The following is a 19629-nucleotide window of genomic DNA, read 5'->3' on the forward strand; positions in this document are numbered from 1 at the left end:
GTGACATGATCAATGCAGCGTTGATGCTTGTGACGCCGGCCGTTCCGGCGGATTGAACTCGGTAAACACGGCCAGAGCCCCAAGCCGGATGTATTCGGTTATTTCCACCAGCTGCTGCTCGCTTTCCTGATCCGATTCCTGATCTTCAGATACCTGACTGATGGCCACCATGTCTTCGATGAGTTCGCGGATTTCATCCGGCGCCTCACCCAAGGATTCTCCCGCAGACACAGCCATTCCCTCAAGAAAGCCGCGCACCCAGGCCACAAGCGCTTCAAGGCGCTGATCGATGGCATAGTCATCGTCAGGCAGCAATGGGTGGAAGCTCATATCCGCAGATTTCAAGAACGCCAATGTCTGTTCGTAGGCCTCGTTCATGAATACCGCGAGACCACCCTCATCCTCTTCTTCAACGGAGCTTGCAGGCAACCCCATGTGCTCGCAAACCATGGCCAGCCACTCGTCTTCCTCAATGCGGGACCCTGCGGCCAACCGCCCGCAAAGGGCACCGTGAAGCTCGGAGGGATGACTGAACGCTTTGTGAGCGGTAAAAACGTTCGCCCAGCGTTCGAATTCAGCGGCGTAGGGCGCGCCAGCAGCGTCGGTTTCTGACATGGATCTGAACCATCCTGTATTGAGAAGTTAGGGCACTATCCTAGCATTCAGGCGTCTTCAAGACACTGACTGGTTGATTTTCGCGGAACAACAGATCACCATGTTATAACATAACACTATCCACTAATGGACACGGGCATGTTCTCGAAAAAATACCACGCACTTTCCTTCACCTTGATACTGACCAGCGCGCCATTGATGGCCGCAGACAACCCAGGCTCACACCAACACGGCCATGCTGAAATGCAACTCGCATTCGCGGATAACCAGGTTGAAATACTACTCACATCCCCGGCTGGCAACATGCTGGGGTTCGAGCACCACCCTCGCACACCTGAGCAGCACCAGACTGAAGAGCGTGTTACCCATTGGTTAGGCGAAAATCCTCTCGTTAATACTCTGGAATCAACCTGCCAGATACAGGCCACCACGGTTCAGCATGAGGTGGCAGGCGGTCACGATCATGGGGAGCACAGCCACGGGGACGAGAGCCGGCACGCCGATATCACGGTCACCCAGATTCTGAACTGCACCGGGCTGGATAATTCAACTTCTCTGACCACACCACTCACCGCCCACTTTCCGGCTCTGGAGCATCTTGATATTGCCTGGGCCGGCCCGGATGGCCAGGGTGCAGCTCGCTTAGAGCAAGGTGAGCGTTCTTTCAGGATCGGGCGCTGATGCTACTCCTCATAGGGCTCAACCGAGTCCGCCACCATTGAGTAGGATGACGTGCCAACAACTGTTTCTGTTCGGTCAATCACCAGCGTGCCTTCAATCCAGACTGGATCGTACAGGGCCTCGAGCTTGAACCCCTGTTTGTATTTAATATGAATGATCTGATTGGGTGGCGGGGGTGGCACGTGGATACAGGCACCGTAATAAGGCACCAGAAAGAACTCGAGAATGCGCATATCATTGGTGGTTTTGAGGGGCACCACAAAACCCGGGATACGGCCTTTAACACTGGCCATCTCGGGGACAACCCTGCCGGTCATGATTTCGTCTGGCAGCAAGGCGGGGCCGTCGCCCTCATGCTCCAGTTCGGGCATATTTTCCAGCAGGGCCAGATCTTCTGCTGGCATCAGCTCCAGCCAGTCGATCTCCCGGAGTTCTGAGTATGCCGGCATGGAAACGCTCAGCAAAAGAATCAACAAGGCCGAAATCCGAGCCCAGGCAGAGGAACGTGAAGTAGTGACCATTAACAAAGCTCTCCGGAAAACCAACAGCCATTTCAGTGCACACGATTTCAGTGCACATGAAGAGTAGCCAGACATAATACACGGGGCAGATAGCGATCAACATGAACAGCCAGTCAGAATCCAGCGGGCACTCTCCTGAACAAGAGCCCGCGGCAATCGACGTCAAAAATCTTAGCTTTTGCTGGGGCAGCCAACAGCCGACACTGCTGTTCCCTGACCTCATACTACCTCAGGGCGAACACCTCTTTCTTCATGGCCCGAGCGGCACTGGGAAAAGTACTTTTCTGAGCCTTCTTGCCGGCATGCTTGCGCCAGCTGCGGGCGCCATCAAGCTGCTGGGCACTGACATCCACGACCTCAATGCGGGCAAACGTGACCGCTTCCGGGCGGACCATATGGGCGTTATATTCCAGCAGTTCAACCTGGTGCCTTACCTCACAGCTGAGGCGAATGTGACCCTGCCATGCAGGTTGTCACGTCGGCGCAAAGCGGCCACAGGAGAGGCTCCAGCTACCGCCGCTCAGAAGTTACTGACTGCCTTGGCCATTCCGCAAAGTCACTGGCAGCGCAAAGTAACCCAGCTCAGTATTGGTCAACAACAGCGCATTGCCGCTGCGCGAGCGCTGATCGGGGCGCCGGAGATTATTCTGGCAGATGAGCCCACATCAGCATTGGACAGCGACAATCGCGATCGTTTCATCCAACTACTGCTCTCCATGGCTGAAGAGCGCAATACATCCGTGCTGTTCGTCAGCCATGACCGCTCGCTGACCTACCACTTTCATCACCAGCTAGAACTCGGGCAGGTAACGGCATGAAGGTTAGTCTCGCATTATCACTGGCAAGTGCCAGCCTGTGGCACCGGCGCAAAGTGCTGGCCCTGGTTTGCCTCACCCTCACCTTGAGCGTCACACTTCTGCTCGGAATCCAGTATCTGCGCACGGAAGTGAAGCAGTCCTTTACCAGCACCATCAGCGACACCGATCTGATTATCGGCGCCCGCAGTGGCCAGCTTAACCTGCTGATGTACACGGTGTTCCATATCGGCGATGCCACCAACAACATCCGCTGGTCCACATTTCAGGATCTTAAACAGGACGCGCGCATTGATTGGTTGATTCCCGTTTCCCTGGGCGACAGCTACAAGGGCTTTCGGGTTGTAGGCACAGACAAAGGTTTTGCCGAGCATTTCCGGTTTGGCCGGGGCCAGCCTCTGAACCTGGCCGGGGGGCATTGGTTTGACGGAATTTTCGATGTGGTACTGGGTGCCGGCGTTGCCAGAACCCTGAACCATGGCCTCGGCGATAAAATCGTACTGTCCCACGGCGGCGGGCGCACAAGCTTCTCGAATCACAAAGACACCCCCTTCACCGTGACCGGCATTCTTGAGGCCACGGGCACACCGGTTGATCAGGCGGTCTATATCAGCCTACAAGGCATGGAGGCTATACACGTTGGCTGGGAATCGGGTGTCGCCATTCCTGGTCGCACACTTACCCCGGAGAAGGCGAAAAACCGCGAATTCACACCCAAAACCATTACCGCTGTTTTTGCCGGGCTGGATCGCAAGATCCTCACGTTCCGCGTGCAGCGTGATCTAAACCAGTACGCAGGAGAACCTCTCTCGGCCATTCTGCCCGGCGTAGCCTTGAGTGAATTGTGGCGACTGATGAGCCAGTTTGAGCAGGCGCTACTTGGCATCACCGGGTTCGTGGTGGTAACGAGCCTGATCGGGCTGATTGCGGTACTGCTCACACTGCAAACCCAACGCGCCCACGAAATTGCAATTCTGCGGGCCACAGGAGCATCTCCCGGCCTGATCGCAAGCCTCTACCTTATCGAATGCCTGGCTCTTGCCCTTGTAGCCTGCACGACTTCGCTGGTGCTGGGTGCTTTGGCAATTTCACTGTTCGGCCCCTGGCTGCTGACAAATTATGGAATTCAACTTCAATTACGCCCGCTGAACCTCGAAGAATGGGCTCTACTGATATCCGTGCCGCTGGCGGCCTTATCAGTAGCGCTTATTCCGGCCTTTAGCGCTTGGCGGCAAAGCCGTTCCCAAGGCTTCGGAAGCTCCGGTGAGACATGACTGAAACGAACACACGAGCATCAACGGACATAAGGCATCAACTTATGACACGCGTGTAAATTGACCGCTATGGCGCGCGCACTTATAGTTAGTCGCATTAACTTCAACCTATGCTGGGCACGTCATGGAACAGTCCGAAGTACAAGCATTAGCGGACAAGCTGGACAAGCTGATCGAACACTGCCAAAAACTGGAGCAGAGCAACGCTGCCCTGAGGCAGTTGCAGGATGACTGGAACCGGGAACGGGCCCAGCTTATGCAAAAAAATGATCTTGCCAAAAACAAGATCGAAGCCATGATCGGTCGCCTTCGGGCACTGGAGCACCATTGATGTCCAAGCAACCTACTACCGTTGAGGTGAAAATTCTCGACAAGGAATATCTGGTCGCCTGCCCTCCTGAAGCACAGGAGGCACTGATTCGGGCAGCCAGACACCTCGACAGCAAAATGCGGGAAATCCGTACCGGCGGAAAGGTATTCGGCACCGAGCGCATTGCTGTGATGGCCGCACTGAACATGACCCACGATCTACTCGAGCGGGACACCATGTCGGAAGCCACCAGCACGCTCCTGAAAGCCATGGACAGCAAGCTGGAAAACGCCCTCGGCGAGTCTTCAAACCACTGATTTATGGTTGTTTCCCCGATAGGTGTTGCAATCGCACCCGGATCTGGCCCTATAATGGATTCACTTCCTGGGCTGTTCGCTGGTCGGACTCGTCCTCGAGCCGATGCGCTTTACCCAGGTGGCTACTCTAGGGCATTGTGAGCATGTCCCCGCAGGGGGAAAGCCTAATATGTCACAGCGGCCGCCGACCTTGAACTTTGGGTTCAAGGGCCACGTTCGATAACGGCAGCTCGGGAAGCTTTATTTTGAGCCAGACTACCGACTCACACCCTTCCGAATTCGATTCATCTCCTTCGTCCCGCAACGAACTACGAAAGCACTTACGCCAACTCAGGCGCGCGCTGTCAGCACCAGAACAGGAACAGGCCTCGGCTTCTCTTGCTCTGAATCTGCTGAAAAACCCGGACTTACACAGAGCCAGGCACGTAGCCATCTATCTGCCCAACGATGGCGAGATTGACCCACATCCGTACATGGCCATGGCTATGGCCCGTAACAAAGGTGTTCACTTTTACCTGCCGGTACTGCACCCAATCCATCCTGGCAGGCTGGTGTTCAGCCCCTACTACGATGGCATTGAATTGATCGCCAATCGCTTCGGCATCCCCGAACCCGCCTTCAGCAAAGGGCTTAGGCGACCGGCATGGGCGTTAGACGCGGTGATGTTCCCATTGGTGGGATTTGATGCAAACGGCGGACGACTGGGAATGGGAGGCGGATTTTACGATCGCACGTTTGCGTTTACCCGCCTGCGCCCGCGGCTGGCACCGAAGCTCATAGGCTTGGCTCACGACTTTCAGAAGGTAAACAAACTACCCATTGAGCCCTGGGACGTACCACTGCACAGCGTGGTGACGGACTCGCAGGTGTATCGGGTAAAGTAATGCGGAGAACGTTAGGTGGTCAGCGGAACTCTGACCGGGTAGTGGCCGAATACGCGGAAACTCGCTCAGCAGAATTTTCCGTTGCGGTCGCGGGCCTACCTTCCGATGCCTGAAGCGACGTAAACCCTGTAATTACAAGGCCGACAGCAAAGATCAGCACAATGGCCCGGATAATATCAGGCTTGCCACCCATGACACTTATTCCTGTTCCAAATAATGTTAAATCTGCGAGAAATCAGCCCACTATTCTTGCTTCCAAGAATTGCTCGAAAGACTAACACGCATTCTGAACTTTACAATTTTTGACAGGTTAAAGTTCAGTAAGAAAAAGCAGGAACAGGGATAGTAAAAAGCCAGCCCGGAAATCATCGTCCGGGCTGGCTGATTGACAGAATCAGGATGCCTTTCCGTTACCGGCACCCAAAAACAACTGGTAAGCCTCGTTGTCCGTCATGTTTTCATAACGAAAACCTACTTTGCCCAGCATGGCTTTAAAGTCTTTTACCTCATCATCCTCTACTTGCGCGCCCAATAGCACACGGCTATATGCGGCACCGTGATTGCGGTAGTGGAACATCGAAATATTCCAGCGCGTTCCCAGCGACATCAGGAGTTTCAAAAGCGCCCCCGGGCGCTCCGGAAACTCGAACTGGAACACCTTCTCATTGGTGATGGTGGGCGCATGGCCACCCACCATATGGCGAATATGCTGCTTGGCCATGTCGCTGTCTGTGAGGTCGAGAACGGAATAGCCGTTTTCGCGAAGATCCTGCACCAGCTCGTCTCTGCCGAGGCCGCCGGCCTGAACCTGAACACCTACAAAAATCGTTGCCTTGCCTGCATCAGCGTAGCGATAGTTAAACTCGGTAATGCTGCGCTTGTGCAAGGCGTTAATGAATGTTTTGAAAGCCCCCGGCTTCTCCGGAATGGTCACCGCAAGGATGGCCTCGCGCTTCTCCCCGATTTCCGTGCGCTCTGAAACGTACCGCAGGCGATCGAAGTTCATATTGGCGCCGCTCAAGGTGGCAACCAGGTTTTCATTCTCGATCTTTTCCCGCTCGATGTATTTCTTGATACCGGCAACGCCCAACGCACCCGCGGGCTCGGCGATCGAGCGGGTATCTTCAAAGATATCCTTGATGGCGGCGCAGATCTCATCGGTGGAGACGGTAATGACCTCATCCACATTATCCTTGCAGATTTCCCATGGATACTTGCCAATCTGCTTCACTGCCACACCGTCCGCAAATATGCCCACCTCGTCCAGAACCACGCGCTTGCCGGCCTTCATGGCCGCTTGCAGGCAATTGGAGTCTTCCGGCTCTACGCCAATCACTTTGATTTCAGGGCGCAGGTATTTGATATAAGCCGCCATGCCGGCAATCAAGCCGCCACCGCCCACACAGATAAACACCGCATGAATTGGCTTGCTGAACTGCCAAAGCAACTCCATGGCAACTGTGCCCTGCCCGGCAATAACATCGGGATCATCATAGGGCGGTATATAAGTGTAACCATGTCTTTCTACCAGCTCCCGGGCATGGGTAGCAGCCTCATCAAAGGCATCTCCCCTCAACACGACCCGCGCGCCATGGTCCCGCACTGAACGCACTTTGATTTCCGGTGTAGTCTGGGGCATCACGATAACGGCTTTGATACCCAGCTCTTTGGCAGCAAGCGCTACACCCTGCGCATGATTGCCCGCGGAAGCACAGATAACCCCTTTGGACTTCTGCTCTTCCGACAACTGAACAAGCCGGTTATACGCGCCGCGAATCTTGAAAGAAAACACCGGCTGAAGGTCTTCCCGCTTGAGCATAATATTGTTGCCAAAGCGCTTGGACAGGCTGCGGGCTTCAGTTAGGGGTGTTTCGATGGCCACGTCATAGACGCGCGCATCGAGAATCTTCTTGATGTAGCGTTGCGGCATGTTGGTTCCGGTTGCTGATGAGATGAATGGTCGGGGAAAACCCACAGTGTAGGAAGTTTGCACCACGGTCGTCTATAAGCAGGCGCCTCTTAAGCGCTATAATGGCCTCGAACTCACACGATTTGCACCCGGAGCGCCTAATGACCCAGGACGAACTCAAGAAAGCCGTTGCCAAAGCGGCTGTGGATTACATCGCGCCGCGCCTGGAGCGTGACAGTATTATTGGCGTAGGCACAGGAAGCACCGCCAACTTCTTTATCGACATGCTCGCAGATCTGAAAAACGATTTTGACGGTGCCGTAGCAAGCTCGGAAGCAACGGCAGAGCGCCTGAAAAGCCACGGCATTCCGGTATACGACCTGAACAGTGCCGGTGAGCTGGAGTTTTATGTGGATGGCGCAGATGAAACCAATGGACAGCTTGAGCTGATCAAAGGCGGCGGCGGCGCCCTGACCCGTGAAAAAATTGTGGCCGAGGTGGCCAAAACCTTCATTTGCATCGCCGACGGCTCGAAAAAAGTCGACATTCTGGGAGACTTCCCCCTACCGGTGGAAGTACTGCCGATGGCGCGCAGCCTGGTAGGCCGGGAAATCGTCAAGCTGGGCGGTGATCCGGTCTATCGCGACGGTTTTACAACCGACAATGGCAACATCATTCTCGATATTTACAACATGGACCTGTCCCGCCCCATTCAGGTGGAAGAGCGGTTAAATAACATTGTCGGCGTTGTGACCAATGGCCTGTTTGCCCGGCGCCCGGCAGACTTATTGCTTCTGGGCACCGACTCCGGAGTGCAAAGCATCGCCCGCGCAGGTACATGAAGCCCAGGCACCAACCCACAATAAAAGCCGGCACCTTCTGCCGGTTTTTTTATGCAGTGCACACCAAACCAAGCGCTTGCTCGGGAGCTATAAATCGGTAACACTGACGGCATCAACAATTTATATAGCCAATGTAGAGGTGCTTTCCGTGTCTGATTACTTCAACGATACCCACGAACAGGCCCGCTTGACCGCTCGCAAATTCATTGAGACCCACGTGCGCCCATACATCGACGAATGGGAAGAAGCCGGTGAGTTTCCCCGTGAAATCTACAAAAAAGCCGGGGACGCCGGCCTGCTGGGGATTGGTTTCCCTGAGGCTTTAGGCGGCGTGGGTGAAGGCGACATTTTCCTGAAAGTAGCGGTTTCTGAAGAACTGATGCGTTCGACATCCGGCGGTTTTGTTGCCAGCATTGGCTCCCTCGACATTGGTTTACCCCCCGTCGCCAAATGGGCAAAAAAAGAAATCCGAGAGCAGATTGTGCCCTCGGTTCTGAATGGCAATAGAATTTCTGCGCTGGCGATCACAGAGCCGGGCGGCGGTTCCGACGTCGCTAACCTGAAAACCCGCGCTGTAAAAGACGGCGATCACTACATCGTAAACGGCAGCAAAACCTTCATCACCAGCGGCACACGTGCCGACCACTACACCGTAGCCGTAAGAACCGGCGGCGAAGGCCATGCTGGCATCAGTTTACTGTTGATCGATCGCGATATGCCCGGCTTCTCCAATGGCAGCAAACTCAAAAAAATGGGCTGGTGGGCCAGCGATACCGCCGAGCTGTTCTTTGAAGATTGCCGAGTGCCTGCAGATCGCCTGATCGGCGTTGAAAACGCCGGATTTATCGCCATCATGAGCAACTTCCTTGCGGAGCGCCTCAGCCTGTCCATCATGGCCTACATGACCGCACAGCTGGCGTACGAAGCGGCCATGGAGTACGTAAAACAGCGTCAGGCATTCGGCCGACCGGTCTCTGGCTTCCAGGTGACTCGTCACAAGCTGGTCGACATGGCAACACAGATCGACGTGGCCCGGGAGTATACCTACCGTTGTGCAGCACTGATGCAGGCCGGCAAAAACCCCATCAAACAAGTGGCCATGGCGAAAAACTTCTCAGTGGACATCTGCGAAAAAGTCACGCGGGAAGCGGTGCAGCTTTTTGGCGGCATGGGCTTCATGCGGGAATCCGTGGTGGACCGGCTTTATCGAGATACGAAAATCCTGTCGATTGGCGGTGGTACTACGGAAATCATGAAGGAACTGATTGCGAAGCAGATAAAGCTATAGGTTTCGCTCATCGGCATCAGGCGTATTCAGATGCTTGGGTGGTCCTCTGGGCGCACTGCCTGACAACGTGGAGCGCCAGGGATGGCGCGACCGAGCCCTACAGGGAAGTATTTACGGGCGCTTTTCAGGCAGTGCGCCCAGAGGACCGCTTGCACGATAGCCAGCCCCACCCACCAAGGTTTAGTTTCGAATAGCAGCAGAGTCCCGTATAATCGCGCTCACTTTTTAAGCGCAGTTAACGAATCCCACAGATCAGGAAGGACGTCTCATGCAATTCGACAACATCCCCGCTGGCAAAAACCCGCCGGAAGACATTTACGTTGCCATTGAAATTCCGGCCTTCAGCTCCCCGGTCAAGTATGAACTGGACAAAGACATGGGTGCCCTGCTGGTAGACCGCTTCATGGCTACCCCCATGTTCTACCCCGCAAACTACGGGTTTATTCCGCACACGCTGGCTGACGATGGCGACCCGATCGACGTCCTGGTTGTTACCCCGCACCCGGTGGAGCCAGGCTCTATTATCCGCTGCCGGCCTGTGGGCGTATTGAATATGGAAGACGAAGCTGGCGGTGACGTTAAGCTGCTTGCGGTGCCCCACAGCAAACTGACCTCTGTATACGACCACGTAAAAGAGCTCGAAGATCTGCCGGAATTGCTGCGTGCGCAGATCAAGCACTTTTTCGAAAACTACAAGACTCTCGAGAAAGGCAAGTGGGTCAAAGTACAAGGCTGGGGCAGCGCTGCCGAAGCCAAGCAAGCCATTGTTGATTCGATCAAGGCTTATTCCAACTAATCTGCCTGATTGAACATAAAAAAACCGGGCCATGCCCGGTTTTTTTATGTCTGAATAAAGCCCTCAACCCCGGGACAGAAGATCCCGCATGTCGCTAATGGCCGCATTGGCCCGCGAGAGATAGGCCGCCATCGTCAGCGAGTGGTTAGCCAGAACGCCAAACCCGCTACCATTAAGGATAACCGGGCTCCACATTTCACCTTGAGCACCTTCCAGCTCAATAATTACCTGCTTCACGCTGGAAATAGCATTCTTGTCCTGAAGCACCTTGCGGAAATCCACTTCAATAGCGCGGAAGATATGCAGCAAGGCCCACGAACTGCCCCGGGCCTCGTAAAACACGTCGTCAATCTTGGTCCAGTCGGTTTTAATATCACCGCCACCGGTTTCTTCATTTAGCGGATTGTCGGCATCCACATTGGCCACAGCCTCCGAAACCGATGCCTTACCAACGCTCTCGCCAAGGGTACGCGAAAGGCTACCCAGACGGGTTTCCAGATCACCAAGCCAGTTGCTCAGGTTATCAGCTCTGGCAAAGAACTGGGCGTTTGCCTGCTCGGGGCTGGACAGACGATTAAGGTAACGCTTCAGCGCTGCAATACCACGACGATACTCTGCCTCGGTGGACGGAATAGCCCAGCTTCCGCTATCAAAGTGAAACTGCGGCTCCGCTATGATCAAATCGGGATCTTCCGCAGATTGGCTCTGGGAGCGGCTTATATCCTTACGCATGGCCCTTGAAAGGTCACGAAGCTGCACCAGTACGCCGTATTCCCAGTTTGGCTGGTTATCCAGCCAAAGCCCGGGAGGGAAAATATCGTTGGACAGATAGCCTCCGGGCTTATCCAAAAGCGTTTCGGCTATGCGGATCATGGTTACCGTTGTGGCAAAACCGGTGATTGGCTCCCGTTGCATCTCATTGGCAACGGCCCGCGTGTGCTCGCGCACTGAAAAGGCCTCGGGTTCACTGCTCCAATAGATCCCCAGCACAATCGTCACCAGCAAATACACCAGCAAGACAACAGCTACAAACTTGCCTATCACGCCGTTGTTGCCGGCATAATCCTGGGCGTCTTCTTTCTTGTCTCTGAAATACTGTCTGATTTTGCCTGGCATATTACGTTAAGCCCCTTATCTGTTAATTGACTGCATTTCCGTCTATATGGATCCTAACCCATGGCGCTTTCTATATACACACCTCAGAATTCACAAACAATTACACGGTGCAACCTACGCCGACAACTCTAAACACTATAGACTCCAGAAACAGACTAAAGTTGGGAAAAACGTCCACCCCCCCAAGGACGGCCCATAATGAAAAGAGGCAGCCCGGAGAATAATGAGCGACGCAAGCCAGAAAGAAAAACTCAGGCAGCATTTTGCACGCCGCGTGACAACTCAGGCACGGGTTGTACTGGACACTTGGCAGAAAATTAATTCCAACAGCGGGTCGTTTCCCGCGCTCCGGGAGGAGCTCCTCGCCGCTTCCGAAAAGCTGGTGCGGTACGCACAAAGATTCGAAATGGCAGATCATGCCGAGGCGGGCAACAAGATCCTCGCTGCTGCAAACAACTGGTCAGCCGACGCCGCTCCAAACGACGCTACCGAACTGCAGCTTCAGGATGCCATCGACGCCCTTGCACGAAGCACCCAGAGACGAACCGACCAGAGCGACACAGAAACACCCCACCAGTTCCGGCGCACCCCGGTGTATATCGCACTCACCAACTCCGAGATGGCGAACCGGCTAATCCGCCAGCTCGAATTTTTCGGCTTCCGTGCTGCCGCATTTGATTCCGCACAGGAACTGTCGGAGGCCTGCGCCCTGCATAAGCCCGAAACAATCCTTATGGACGTGAACTTTGGCGGCGGCCCGAACACCGGCATCGCCACCATTGAGCAACTCCAGGAGCGGCACGACACACCCGTTCCAATTATTTTCATGAGCGACGAAGACGGCACTATTGAAACTCGCCTCCGCGCTTCCCGCTGCGGCGGCGAAGAATTTTTCTACCCTGCGGTTGATCCTGGCCAGCTCATCGAAAAAATTGAAACCTACACCCACGGCAATACCGTGGAGCCATACCGGGTGCTTGTACTGGACGATTCCAGAGCGCAGGCGAAGTTCATGGAAACGGTTCTCAAGAAAGCGGGCATGACCGCCCACATCATCACCGACCCCATGGAAATCATTCACGCGCTGGACACCTTCTCTCCAGAGATCATCATCCTCGACATGTACATGCCGGGTTGCACAGGCATGGAGATTGCGCGGGTAATTCGGCAGCAGGACCGGTTTCACAGCGTGCCGATTATCTATCTTTCAGGCGAGGAGGATGTCACCAAACAATTGCACGCCATGAGCCTGGGCGGCGACGACTTCCTGACCAAGCCTGTAGACCCCAAGCACCTGATTGCCACACTCCATAACCGTGGCCGGCGCGCACGCTCACTCCTGGCATTGATGATTCGCGACAGCCTCACCGGGCTCTACAACCACACTCATACGCTATACTTGCTGGACCAGGAAATCGTGCGTGCACGGCAGAAAAACCAGCCACTGTGCTTTGCAATGATCGATATTGACTACTTCAAGAAGGTGAACGACACCTACGGGCACCCGATAGGCGATCGTGTTATTCGCAGTCTTTCTATGTTCCTCAAGCAGCGCCTACGCAAAACCGACCACATTGGCCGTTTCGGTGGCGAAGAATTCGCAATCATTCTTCCCAACACACGGCCAAGCGATGCCCGCAATGTTCTGAATGAAATTCGGGAGCGTTTCGGCGAACTCCAGCAGCCGGCCGGTGACCGGGAGTTTAATGTAACCTTCAGTTGCGGCGTGGCTTCCTGGGATAATGAACCCTCCCATACCCTGTGCGAACGCGCCGACCGCGCACTCTATGCCTCCAAGGGTCACGGGCGCAATTGCGTCACCCTGGCAGACAACTGATCCCCTAGCCAACTGACCGGGCAGTTCCAGCAGGACTGCCCGTATGAAACCATCGTCGTATAGAAGTCCCTCCCCCTGTTAACGACAATGATTAGTATCAGCGAAAGGAGCTTGCTGGCGCTTCGGGCTTCTCTGGCTGCAGCCAGCAGCTGGCATGCAACATTGTCAATAAGTGTTGATCTGAAGAATAAAAGCACACACCATGGGTGGAAAATGCCGATATATTCGGCGATCCTGTTTCTAAAGTGATAAAGGCAGACGCAACCATGTCTACAATTCTTGTGCTCCATGGCCCCAACCTGAACATGCTCGGCACCCGCGAGCCTGAGGTCTATGGCCACGAGACATTAGCGGACATTGATGCGCGATTAAGGGAACAAGCAGAAGAACGCAGTCATCACTTGTTACACCTACAGTCAAACGCTGAATACGAATTGATTGATAGAATCCATGAAGCTCGGGCAGAGGGCGTGGATTTTATTATTATTAATCCGGCAGCTTTCACGCACACCAGTGTTGCTCTGCGGGATGCCATATTAGCTTCAGGCATTCCGTTTATTGAAGTACATCTTTCCAACGTGCATGCGCGGGAAGCCTTCCGCCATCATTCGTATTTTTCTGATATCGCCGAAGGCGTTATCTGCGGGTTAGGCAGTCAGGGGTATGAACTTGCCCTTCAGGCCGCCATGCAACGAATTCACCGACAGACCTGACACAACGGGATTGGACTGACCATGGATATTCGCAAAATCAAGAAGTTGATCGAACTGATTGAGGAATCTGACGTCGAAGAGATTGAGATTCATGAGGGAGATGATTCTGTTCGCATCTCCAGACGTCGTGAACAAGCCTCCGGCACCCAGTACATTAGCCAATACGCGCCACCCGCACCGCAATATGCGCCGGCACCAGAAACACCTGGGCCAGTGCAGGATGATAGCCCACAGCAACCGGTCCACAACGGGCACGCGCTGCGTTCTCCGATGGTTGGAACCTTCTACCGTGCGCCATCGCCCACTGCCGATTCCTTCGCAGAAATCGGCCAGCAGGTAAAAGCGGGCGATATTGTTTGCATTGTAGAAGCCATGAAAATGATGAACCAGATCGAAGCCGACAAGAGCGGTACGATTACTGAAATTCTGGTTGAAAACGGTCAGCCCGTAGAATTTGACCAGCCGCTGTTAATCATTTCCTGAACTCGGTGATAGCTACTCATGGCCATGTTAGAAAAAGTTCTGATCGCAAACCGGGGTGAAATAGCCCTCCGGATTCTGCGTGCCTGCAAAGAGCTCGGCATCAAGACTGTCGCCGTTCATTCACAGGTTGACCGCGACTTGATGCACGTGCGCCTAGCCGATGAATCTGTCTGTATCGGTCCCAACAGCCCACTGGAAAGTTACCTCAACATTCCGGCCATCATCAGTGCCGCTGAAGTAACAGACTCCGTAGGCATACACCCTGGTTACGGTTTCCTAGCTGAAAACGCCGATTTTGCGGAGCAAGTCGAGAAAAGCGGTTTCCGCTTCATCGGCCCCAGCGCAGAAACTATCCGCCTGATGGGCAACAAGGTTTCTGCTATTAACGCGATGATTCGCGCCGGAGTTCCAACCGTACCGGGCTCGGACGGCCCGCTGACCGAGGACGACGAGCGCACCCTGCAAGTAGCGCGCAAAATCGGATACCCGGTGATGATCAAGGCGGCTTCAGGCGGCGGTGGTCGGGGCATGCAGGTGGTTCACTCTGAGGCTGCGTTGCTCAAAGCCGTGCAGATCACCCAGACCGAGGCCCAAAATGCCTTTGGCGACCCCACGGTTTATCTCGAAAAGTTCCTTGAAACTCCACGCCACGTTGAAGTTCAGATTCTCGCCGATATGCATGGGAACTGCATTCACCTGGGCGACCGCGACTGCTCTCTTCAGCGTCGAAACCAGAAGGTGATTGAAGAAGCGCCTGCGCCTAATATCAATCCGGAAGCCCGCGAACGCACCCTGAAAGCCTGTGTGGACGCCTGTAAAGAGATCGGCTATGTGGGTGCCGGCACCTTCGAGTTCCTGTACCAGGACGGCGAATTCTTCTTCATTGAAATGAACACCCGGGTTCAGGTGGAACACCCGATCACGGAGATGGTGACCGGGGTCGATATTGTTCGTGAACAGCTGCGCATTGCCAGCGGCTTACCCCTCACGTACAAACAGGAAGATATCCAGATCAGGGGCCATGCGATGGAATGCCGCATCAACGCAGAAGACCCGGATACCTTCGTGCCAAGCCCAGGAAAAGTGAAGTATTTTCACGCCCCTGGAGGATACGGTGTGCGGGTGGATTCTCACCTGTATAGTGGCTATACCGTTCCACCGTTTTACGACTCCCTGATTGCCAAACTGATCACCTGGGGTGACGATAGACAGGTGGCACGCCGGCGCATGAAAATCGCTCTGGACGAGTTGCTGATTGAGGGCATTAAAACCAATCAGCCTCTGCATCGGAAACTGGTGCGCGATGGCGGCTTTAAAACGGTAGACTTCACTATCCATTACCTTGAAAAACTGATGCGGGACTAACCTCCTGCATCGCAATGCAGGAAGAGCTATGCCCTGGATACAACTTCAGATCCCGGCTGATCCCGATACCGCGGATCAGCTTGAAGATCTGCTTATGGAGATAGGCGCTGATGCCGTTTCCATGGAAGACGCAGCCGATCAACCACTCTACGAGCCCGACCATGGCACCACGCCCCTGTGGAGCCAGACTACCGTTACCGGGCTTTTTCAAGCCGACCACGATATAGACCAACTGTGCTCAGACATTCGCAATGCCTGGCACCAGCAAACCCAGCAATCGCTCGCCGACATAGACATTACCCTGGTAGAAGACAAAGACTGGGAGCGAGCCTGGATGGACGATTTTCATCCTCTGCAATTCGGAGAGCGCTTGTGGATAGTGCCAAGCTGGCATGAAGCGCCGGATCCGGATGCCGCCAACTTGATGCTCGATCCTGGCCTGGCCTTCGGCACAGGTACACACCCCACCACAGCCCTCTGTCTGGAATGGCTGGATGGCGCGGATGTTACAGACAAGCAGGTAATCGACTACGGCTGCGGCTCCGGCATACTCGGTTTGGCAGCCCTGCTTCTTGGTGCCGACCATGTTACCGGCGTAGACACCGATCCTCAGGCTCTGGAAGCAAGTCGTGAGAACGCCCGTCGCAACGGTGTGGATGAGGCCAGGCTGGATCTCTACCTTCCGGAAAATGAGCCAGACGGCAAAGCCGACGTAATGTTGGCAAACATTCTCGCACAGCCGCTAATAGGCCTCGCGCCTCATCTGGCAAAGCTTACAAACCCTGGGGGTGATCTGGTGCTTTCAGGCATTCTTTCTTACCAGGCCCGTTCGGTAATGGCTGCCTATGAGCCCTGGTTTATTATGGATGAGCCGGCACAGCGTGAAGAGTGGGTACGCCTCACAGGACGACGCAACGACAGATGACGGAGGCGGTCTTAAAGACTAAACTCCTAACTCGTATTTCAGTTCATAGCTCCGTCGCTTTCAGGAACAAAGCATGACCCAGAGTAGTCTGCAAACCGAATGCCCAAAATGTCATACCCGCTTTCGGGTGACCGATGAGCAACTTGGCCTTGCCAAGGGAAAGGTGCGCTGCGGTCATTGCATGGCTGTTTTCAACGCAATTGAACACGAGATAGCAAGCGTTACTCAGAAAGCCCCCTCTGACACGGGCAGCAAAATGCCCTCAGAGGGCGCATCAACTGAACAGTCGGCCAGCGGTTTCGAAAGCGATGCATCGGGAGACGATTTCGTCTTCGCGGATAACCCCGAAGAAGATGCTCAAGAAGGCCGCTATGCCGGAACAAAACTGACGTTCTCGGATGACGAACTGAGTGACAGCTTCCGCAGTTTCGACGACCGAAATCCCTCAGCTCTGGATGAATCCAACGCCGACGACCTGACTGGGGACGTTGATGAAAGCTGGGCCGAAGCGATTCTTTGGGAAGACGACGCGCCAGCCGATACCGCCGAGAGCACTCCAGAAGCAGAAGCAGGGGCAACGGGAGAAGCGGACACACAATCCAGATCGAAGCCACAACCTGAGCCTTTGCCTGAAACCGAGGCGGAAGACGCCAGCGCAACCCCAACAGAAAGCCCTCAGGAATCACGACAGGACGATACACCGGGCTTTTTCGTCGATGAGCAGGCTGACCCGGCATTCGAATCCTTTGCCAACGAGCATGAGGCAGACGCTGGGCCAGAATCCAGACACCAGCCTGAAAAACAGCCCTTCGAAGCGGGCGCCCCCTTTGGCGACCTCAGATACGAGCCGATATCCATGGGTGGCAGCAATAGAAGCTGGCTACGCACCCTGACCTGGACTGTGGTTGTGCTGGGCCTTATCGGCGTGCTGGTTGCGCAAGTCACCTGGTTTCAGTTTGACCGGCTTTCGGCAATACCGGAACTACGGCCGTTTTATGAAAAGGGCTGCGAGCTGGCAGGTTGTGAGCTGAAGCCTTTGATCGACGTTGAGGCTATTCAGAGCCGCAAGTTGGTCGTTCGCACCGATCCGGACAACCGAAACCAGCTGGTGGTAGACGCAGTTATCATCAACCGGGCAGTATTTCAGCAACCCTTCCCAGCCATTGCCCTGACATTCTCCAACCTGAACGGAGATGTCGTTGCCCAGAGTATTTTCGCCCCCTCCGACTATCTCGCTGGCGAAGCAGAAGGACTCGACATAATGCCCGTGGAAACCCCCGTGCGCATTGCTATCAACATCCGTGATCCGGGCCGGGACGCGGTCAACTACAATATAATTTTCCGCCCCTACACCCCCTGAACGAACCTGCCGTAGACCACGCGGCAGGTACTCCACTCGTCACCCCGTAGAACAAAAGTCAACCAAAAAGAGCGAAAAATAATCAGTTTTTTCGCTCCCTTGCCCCTTCAATCAAAGTGCCCCCAGCGGTATCATTAGCGCCCTTCGGAACTGGCATCGGTTATTTATTAAACAACCGCACCACTCCGACTTTTGCATTCTCTGCTGTGATACGGGTTCAAACCATGTTGCCGACGGCAAAAATCGGGCCGTACACGCTGCCCAATCCGCTGATTGTTGCGCCCATGGCCGGTGTAACAGATCGTCCATTCCGGCTGCTTTGCCGAAAGATGGGCGCGGGTCTGGCGGTATCGGAAATGGTGATAGCAGACAGCAAGCTCTGGCATACGCGCAAATCCAGAACCCGCATGGATCATGCAGGGGAGCCCGAACCAAGGTCTGTACAGATCGCGGGTGGTGACCCGGAAATGCTGGCCAATGCGGCTCGGCTTAATGCCGAATCCGGTGCCCAGATAATCGACATCAACATGGGCTGCCCGGCTAAAAAGGTGTGCAACAAAGCCGCCGGCTCTGCGTTGATGAAAGATGAGCGCCTGGTTAGAGATATTCTGGAAGCGGTCGTCGGTGCAGTGGACATACCCGTTACCCTGAAAATGCGTACCGGGTGGGACCAAAGCTACCGTAACGCACCAGCAATAGCGCGCATGGCAGAGGATATCGGCATTCAGGCGCTGGCCGTACATGGCCGCACCCGAGCCGACAAGTACAACGGTGACGCCGAATACGACACCATCGCTGAAGTTAAAGCCAGTGTTGGCATTCCGGTTTTCGCCAATGGTGACATTACGTCGCCGGAAAAGGCTCGTGAAGTTTTGGCATATACCGGTGCCGATGGCCTGCTTATTGGCCGCGCGGCTCAAGGTAGCCCCTGGATTTTCAGGGAAATACTGCATTTCCTTGAAACCGGACAACACTTGCTAGCACCCCCGCTGAATGAAGTGGAAACGATTTTAAGCGAACACCTGGTTGCCCTGCACAGCTTTTACGGCGAACTCATGGGCGTACGTATTGCCAGAAAACACGTGGGCTGGTACCTGCAGTCCCACGACCCGGACAAACAGTTCCGCAGTCGCTTCAACGCGTTCGACACCGCGCTGGAGCAGAAAGACAGTATCCAACAGTATTTTTCAGGCTTACGAAACGGAGAGGAATTCGCAGCATGACCGCTGAGACTTTGGTACAGAACACCTTGAACACCCCAGCCAACGATGATCTTCACCAGCTACAAACGGTGAATAGCAGCGGCAACACCGTTACCCTGCGCGATAACGTTGAAGTGGCTCTGAAGAACTACTTCGCCCAACTTGATGGCGCCCCCGTTACAGAGGTTTACCAGCTGGTGCTCTCGGAAGTGGAAGCTCCGCTGCTGGAGCAGGTAATGAAATACACCCGCAACAATCAGACCAAGGCATCCACTATGCTCGGCCTGAACCGCGGAACCCTGCGCAAGAAGCTCAAGCAGTACGGACTGCTATAATCGAGACACCCTGACTTGAAAGAGGGCCTCCCGGACACCCT

The 19629-nt window shown here is 54.7% G+C and carries 22 protein-coding genes and 1 other RNA gene; 18 read left to right on the forward strand and 5 right to left on the reverse strand.

Going from position 1 to position 19629, the window contains the following annotated elements:
• Positions 1–9 precede the first annotated feature (9 nt).
• Positions 10–615 carry a UPF0149 family protein gene (locus tag Q0824_RS08745; protein WP_298449390.1) on the reverse strand — a complete coding sequence of 202 codons (606 nt, stop codon included), beginning with the start codon at positions 613–615 and terminating at the stop codon, positions 10–12.
• Between the two features lie 138 nt (positions 616–753).
• Here Q0824_RS08745 and Q0824_RS08750 point away from each other — a divergent pair, with 138 nt between their 5' ends.
• Positions 754–1296 (forward strand): DUF2796 domain-containing protein, encoded by a 543-nt coding sequence (locus Q0824_RS08750; RefSeq protein WP_298449391.1) that lies wholly within the window; start codon positions 754–756, stop codon positions 1294–1296.
• Positions 1297–1298: 2 nt separating this feature from the next.
• Here the strand turns inward: Q0824_RS08750 and Q0824_RS08755 are convergent, their stop codons facing one another.
• Complete coding sequence (locus tag Q0824_RS08755) at positions 1299–1817, reverse strand: DUF3299 domain-containing protein (protein WP_298449393.1); 519 nt, start codon at positions 1815–1817, stop codon at positions 1299–1301.
• A 101-nt stretch (positions 1818–1918) separates the two neighbouring features.
• On the opposite strand from Q0824_RS08755, the gene Q0824_RS08760 reads away from it, so the two are divergent.
• From Q0824_RS08760 to Q0824_RS08785, 6 genes are all read left to right on the forward strand, one after another.
• Positions 1919–2635 carry an ABC transporter ATP-binding protein gene (locus tag Q0824_RS08760; protein ID WP_298449395.1) on the forward strand — a complete coding sequence of 239 codons (717 nt, stop codon included), beginning with the start codon at positions 1919–1921 and terminating at the stop codon, positions 2633–2635.
• Complete coding sequence (locus tag Q0824_RS08765) at positions 2632–3906, forward strand: ABC transporter permease (protein ID WP_298449397.1); 1275 nt, start codon at positions 2632–2634, stop codon at positions 3904–3906. Before Q0824_RS08760 ends, Q0824_RS08765 begins: the two co-directional genes overlap by 4 nt.
• Positions 3907–4030: 124 nt before the next feature.
• Entirely contained in the window at positions 4031–4237 is a 207-nt protein-coding gene (locus Q0824_RS08770) for a TIGR02449 family protein (RefSeq protein WP_200202150.1), read from the forward strand.
• A complete protein-coding gene (locus Q0824_RS08775; protein ID WP_298449401.1) occupies positions 4237–4533 on the forward strand; it encodes a cell division protein ZapA in 297 nt (98 codons plus the stop codon). Before Q0824_RS08770 ends, Q0824_RS08775 begins: the two co-directional genes overlap by 1 nt.
• Positions 4534–4594: 61 nt before the next feature.
• Positions 4595–4774: non-coding RNA, 6S RNA (gene ssrS, locus Q0824_RS08780), on the forward strand.
• Between the two features lie 4 nt (positions 4775–4778).
• On the forward strand, positions 4779–5417 hold the full coding sequence (locus Q0824_RS08785) for a 5-formyltetrahydrofolate cyclo-ligase (RefSeq protein WP_298449402.1): 639 nt from the start codon (positions 4779–4781) through the stop codon (positions 5415–5417).
• Between the two features lie 19 nt (positions 5418–5436).
• Here Q0824_RS08785 and Q0824_RS08790 read toward each other — a convergent pair whose 3' ends face one another.
• Both Q0824_RS08790 and ilvA read right to left on the reverse strand, forming a co-directional pair.
• Positions 5437–5610 (reverse strand): hypothetical protein, encoded by a 174-nt coding sequence (locus Q0824_RS08790; RefSeq protein ID WP_298449403.1) that lies wholly within the window; start codon positions 5608–5610, stop codon positions 5437–5439.
• Positions 5611–5811: 201 nt separating this feature from the next.
• Positions 5812–7347: a threonine ammonia-lyase, biosynthetic gene (gene ilvA / locus Q0824_RS08795; RefSeq protein WP_298449405.1), complete on the reverse strand. Its 1536-nt coding sequence runs from the start codon at positions 7345–7347 to the stop codon at positions 5812–5814.
• Positions 7348–7487: 140 nt separating this feature from the next.
• Between ilvA and rpiA the strand changes: the two genes are divergently transcribed.
• The 3 genes from rpiA to ppa all read left to right on the forward strand — a co-directional run bounded on the left by rpiA (position 7488) and on the right by ppa (position 10252).
• Entirely contained in the window at positions 7488–8168 is a 681-nt protein-coding gene (gene rpiA, locus Q0824_RS08800) for a ribose-5-phosphate isomerase RpiA (RefSeq protein ID WP_298449407.1), read from the forward strand.
• Positions 8169–8316: 148 nt separating this feature from the next.
• Positions 8317–9456, forward strand: coding sequence for an acyl-CoA dehydrogenase family protein (locus Q0824_RS08805; RefSeq protein ID WP_298449408.1), 1140 nt, complete (start codon positions 8317–8319; stop codon positions 9454–9456).
• Between the two features lie 268 nt (positions 9457–9724).
• Positions 9725–10252, forward strand: a complete 528-nt coding sequence (ppa, locus tag Q0824_RS08810; RefSeq protein ID WP_298449409.1) for an inorganic diphosphatase — start codon at positions 9725–9727, stop codon at positions 10250–10252.
• A 63-nt stretch (positions 10253–10315) separates the two neighbouring features.
• Here the strand turns inward: ppa and Q0824_RS08815 are convergent, their stop codons facing one another.
• Positions 10316–11368, reverse strand: a complete 1053-nt coding sequence (locus Q0824_RS08815) for a DUF2333 family protein (protein WP_298449410.1) — start codon at positions 11366–11368, stop codon at positions 10316–10318.
• A 223-nt stretch (positions 11369–11591) separates the two neighbouring features.
• Between Q0824_RS08815 and Q0824_RS08820 the strand changes: the two genes are divergently transcribed.
• The 8 genes from Q0824_RS08820 to fis all read left to right on the forward strand — a co-directional run bounded on the left by Q0824_RS08820 (position 11592) and on the right by fis (position 19588).
• A complete protein-coding gene (locus Q0824_RS08820; protein WP_298449411.1) occupies positions 11592–13205 on the forward strand; it encodes a diguanylate cyclase in 1614 nt (537 codons plus the stop codon).
• Positions 13206–13471: 266 nt separating this feature from the next.
• Entirely contained in the window at positions 13472–13918 is a 447-nt protein-coding gene (aroQ, locus tag Q0824_RS08825; RefSeq protein WP_298449412.1) for a type II 3-dehydroquinate dehydratase, read from the forward strand.
• A gap of 21 nt (positions 13919–13939) precedes the next feature.
• Positions 13940–14401, forward strand: a complete 462-nt coding sequence (gene accB, locus Q0824_RS08830; protein ID WP_298449413.1) for an acetyl-CoA carboxylase biotin carboxyl carrier protein — start codon at positions 13940–13942, stop codon at positions 14399–14401.
• Positions 14402–14419: 18 nt separating this feature from the next.
• Positions 14420–15766 (forward strand): acetyl-CoA carboxylase biotin carboxylase subunit, encoded by a 1347-nt coding sequence (gene accC / locus Q0824_RS08835; protein ID WP_298449415.1) that lies wholly within the window; start codon positions 14420–14422, stop codon positions 15764–15766.
• A gap of 28 nt (positions 15767–15794) precedes the next feature.
• Positions 15795–16691, forward strand: coding sequence for a 50S ribosomal protein L11 methyltransferase (gene prmA, locus Q0824_RS08840; RefSeq protein ID WP_298449417.1), 897 nt, complete (start codon positions 15795–15797; stop codon positions 16689–16691).
• A 73-nt stretch (positions 16692–16764) separates the two neighbouring features.
• The gene (locus Q0824_RS08845) at positions 16765–18051 is read left to right on the forward strand and encodes a DUF3426 domain-containing protein (RefSeq protein ID WP_298449419.1); all 1287 of its coding nucleotides are present in this window, start codon (positions 16765–16767) and stop codon (positions 18049–18051) included.
• A gap of 227 nt (positions 18052–18278) precedes the next feature.
• Entirely contained in the window at positions 18279–19274 is a 996-nt protein-coding gene (gene dusB / locus Q0824_RS08850; protein ID WP_298449587.1) for a tRNA dihydrouridine synthase DusB, read from the forward strand.
• Complete coding sequence (gene fis, locus Q0824_RS08855; protein ID WP_200369728.1) at positions 19271–19588, forward strand: DNA-binding transcriptional regulator Fis; 318 nt, start codon at positions 19271–19273, stop codon at positions 19586–19588. The genes dusB and fis overlap by 4 nt, the downstream gene beginning before the upstream one ends.
• The last annotated feature ends 41 nt before the right edge of the window (positions 19589–19629 follow it).

Origin of the sequence: uncultured Marinobacter sp., assembly GCF_947488835.1 — a bacterium.
Taxonomy (GTDB): Bacteria; Pseudomonadota; Gammaproteobacteria; order Pseudomonadales; family Oleiphilaceae; genus Marinobacter.

Coding starts and splice junctions, on each gene's coding strand:
- Q0824_RS08760 (WP_298449395.1), top strand. CDS start 1,919: ATGAACAGCCAGTCAGAATCCAGCGGGCACTCTCCTGAACAAGAGCCC.
- Q0824_RS08820 (WP_298449411.1), top strand. CDS start 11,592: ATGAGCGACGCAAGCCAGAAAGAAAAACTCAGGCAGCATTTTGCACGC.
- aroQ (WP_298449412.1), top strand. CDS start 13,472: ATGTCTACAATTCTTGTGCTCCATGGCCCCAACCTGAACATGCTCGGC.
- Q0824_RS08750 (WP_298449391.1), top strand. CDS start 754: ATGTTCTCGAAAAAATACCACGCACTTTCCTTCACCTTGATACTGACC.
- prmA (WP_298449417.1), top strand. CDS start 15,795: ATGCCCTGGATACAACTTCAGATCCCGGCTGATCCCGATACCGCGGAT.
- Q0824_RS08790 (WP_298449403.1), bottom strand. CDS start 5,610: ATGGGTGGCAAGCCTGATATTATCCGGGCCATTGTGCTGATCTTTGCT.
- ppa (WP_298449409.1), top strand. CDS start 9,725: ATGCAATTCGACAACATCCCCGCTGGCAAAAACCCGCCGGAAGACATT.
- rpiA (WP_298449407.1), top strand. CDS start 7,488: ATGACCCAGGACGAACTCAAGAAAGCCGTTGCCAAAGCGGCTGTGGAT.
- fis (WP_200369728.1), top strand. CDS start 19,271: ATGACCGCTGAGACTTTGGTACAGAACACCTTGAACACCCCAGCCAAC.
- Q0824_RS08765 (WP_298449397.1), top strand. CDS start 2,632: ATGAAGGTTAGTCTCGCATTATCACTGGCAAGTGCCAGCCTGTGGCAC.
- ilvA (WP_298449405.1), bottom strand. CDS start 7,347: ATGCCGCAACGCTACATCAAGAAGATTCTCGATGCGCGCGTCTATGAC.
- accB (WP_298449413.1), top strand. CDS start 13,940: ATGGATATTCGCAAAATCAAGAAGTTGATCGAACTGATTGAGGAATCT.
- Q0824_RS08845 (WP_298449419.1), top strand. CDS start 16,765: ATGACCCAGAGTAGTCTGCAAACCGAATGCCCAAAATGTCATACCCGC.
- Q0824_RS08745 (WP_298449390.1), bottom strand. CDS start 615: ATGTCAGAAACCGACGCTGCTGGCGCGCCCTACGCCGCTGAATTCGAA.
- accC (WP_298449415.1), top strand. CDS start 14,420: ATGGCCATGTTAGAAAAAGTTCTGATCGCAAACCGGGGTGAAATAGCC.
- Q0824_RS08815 (WP_298449410.1), bottom strand. CDS start 11,368: ATGCCAGGCAAAATCAGACAGTATTTCAGAGACAAGAAAGAAGACGCC.
- Q0824_RS08770 (WP_200202150.1), top strand. CDS start 4,031: ATGGAACAGTCCGAAGTACAAGCATTAGCGGACAAGCTGGACAAGCTG.
- Q0824_RS08755 (WP_298449393.1), bottom strand. CDS start 1,817: ATGGTCACTACTTCACGTTCCTCTGCCTGGGCTCGGATTTCGGCCTTG.
- Q0824_RS08775 (WP_298449401.1), top strand. CDS start 4,237: ATGTCCAAGCAACCTACTACCGTTGAGGTGAAAATTCTCGACAAGGAA.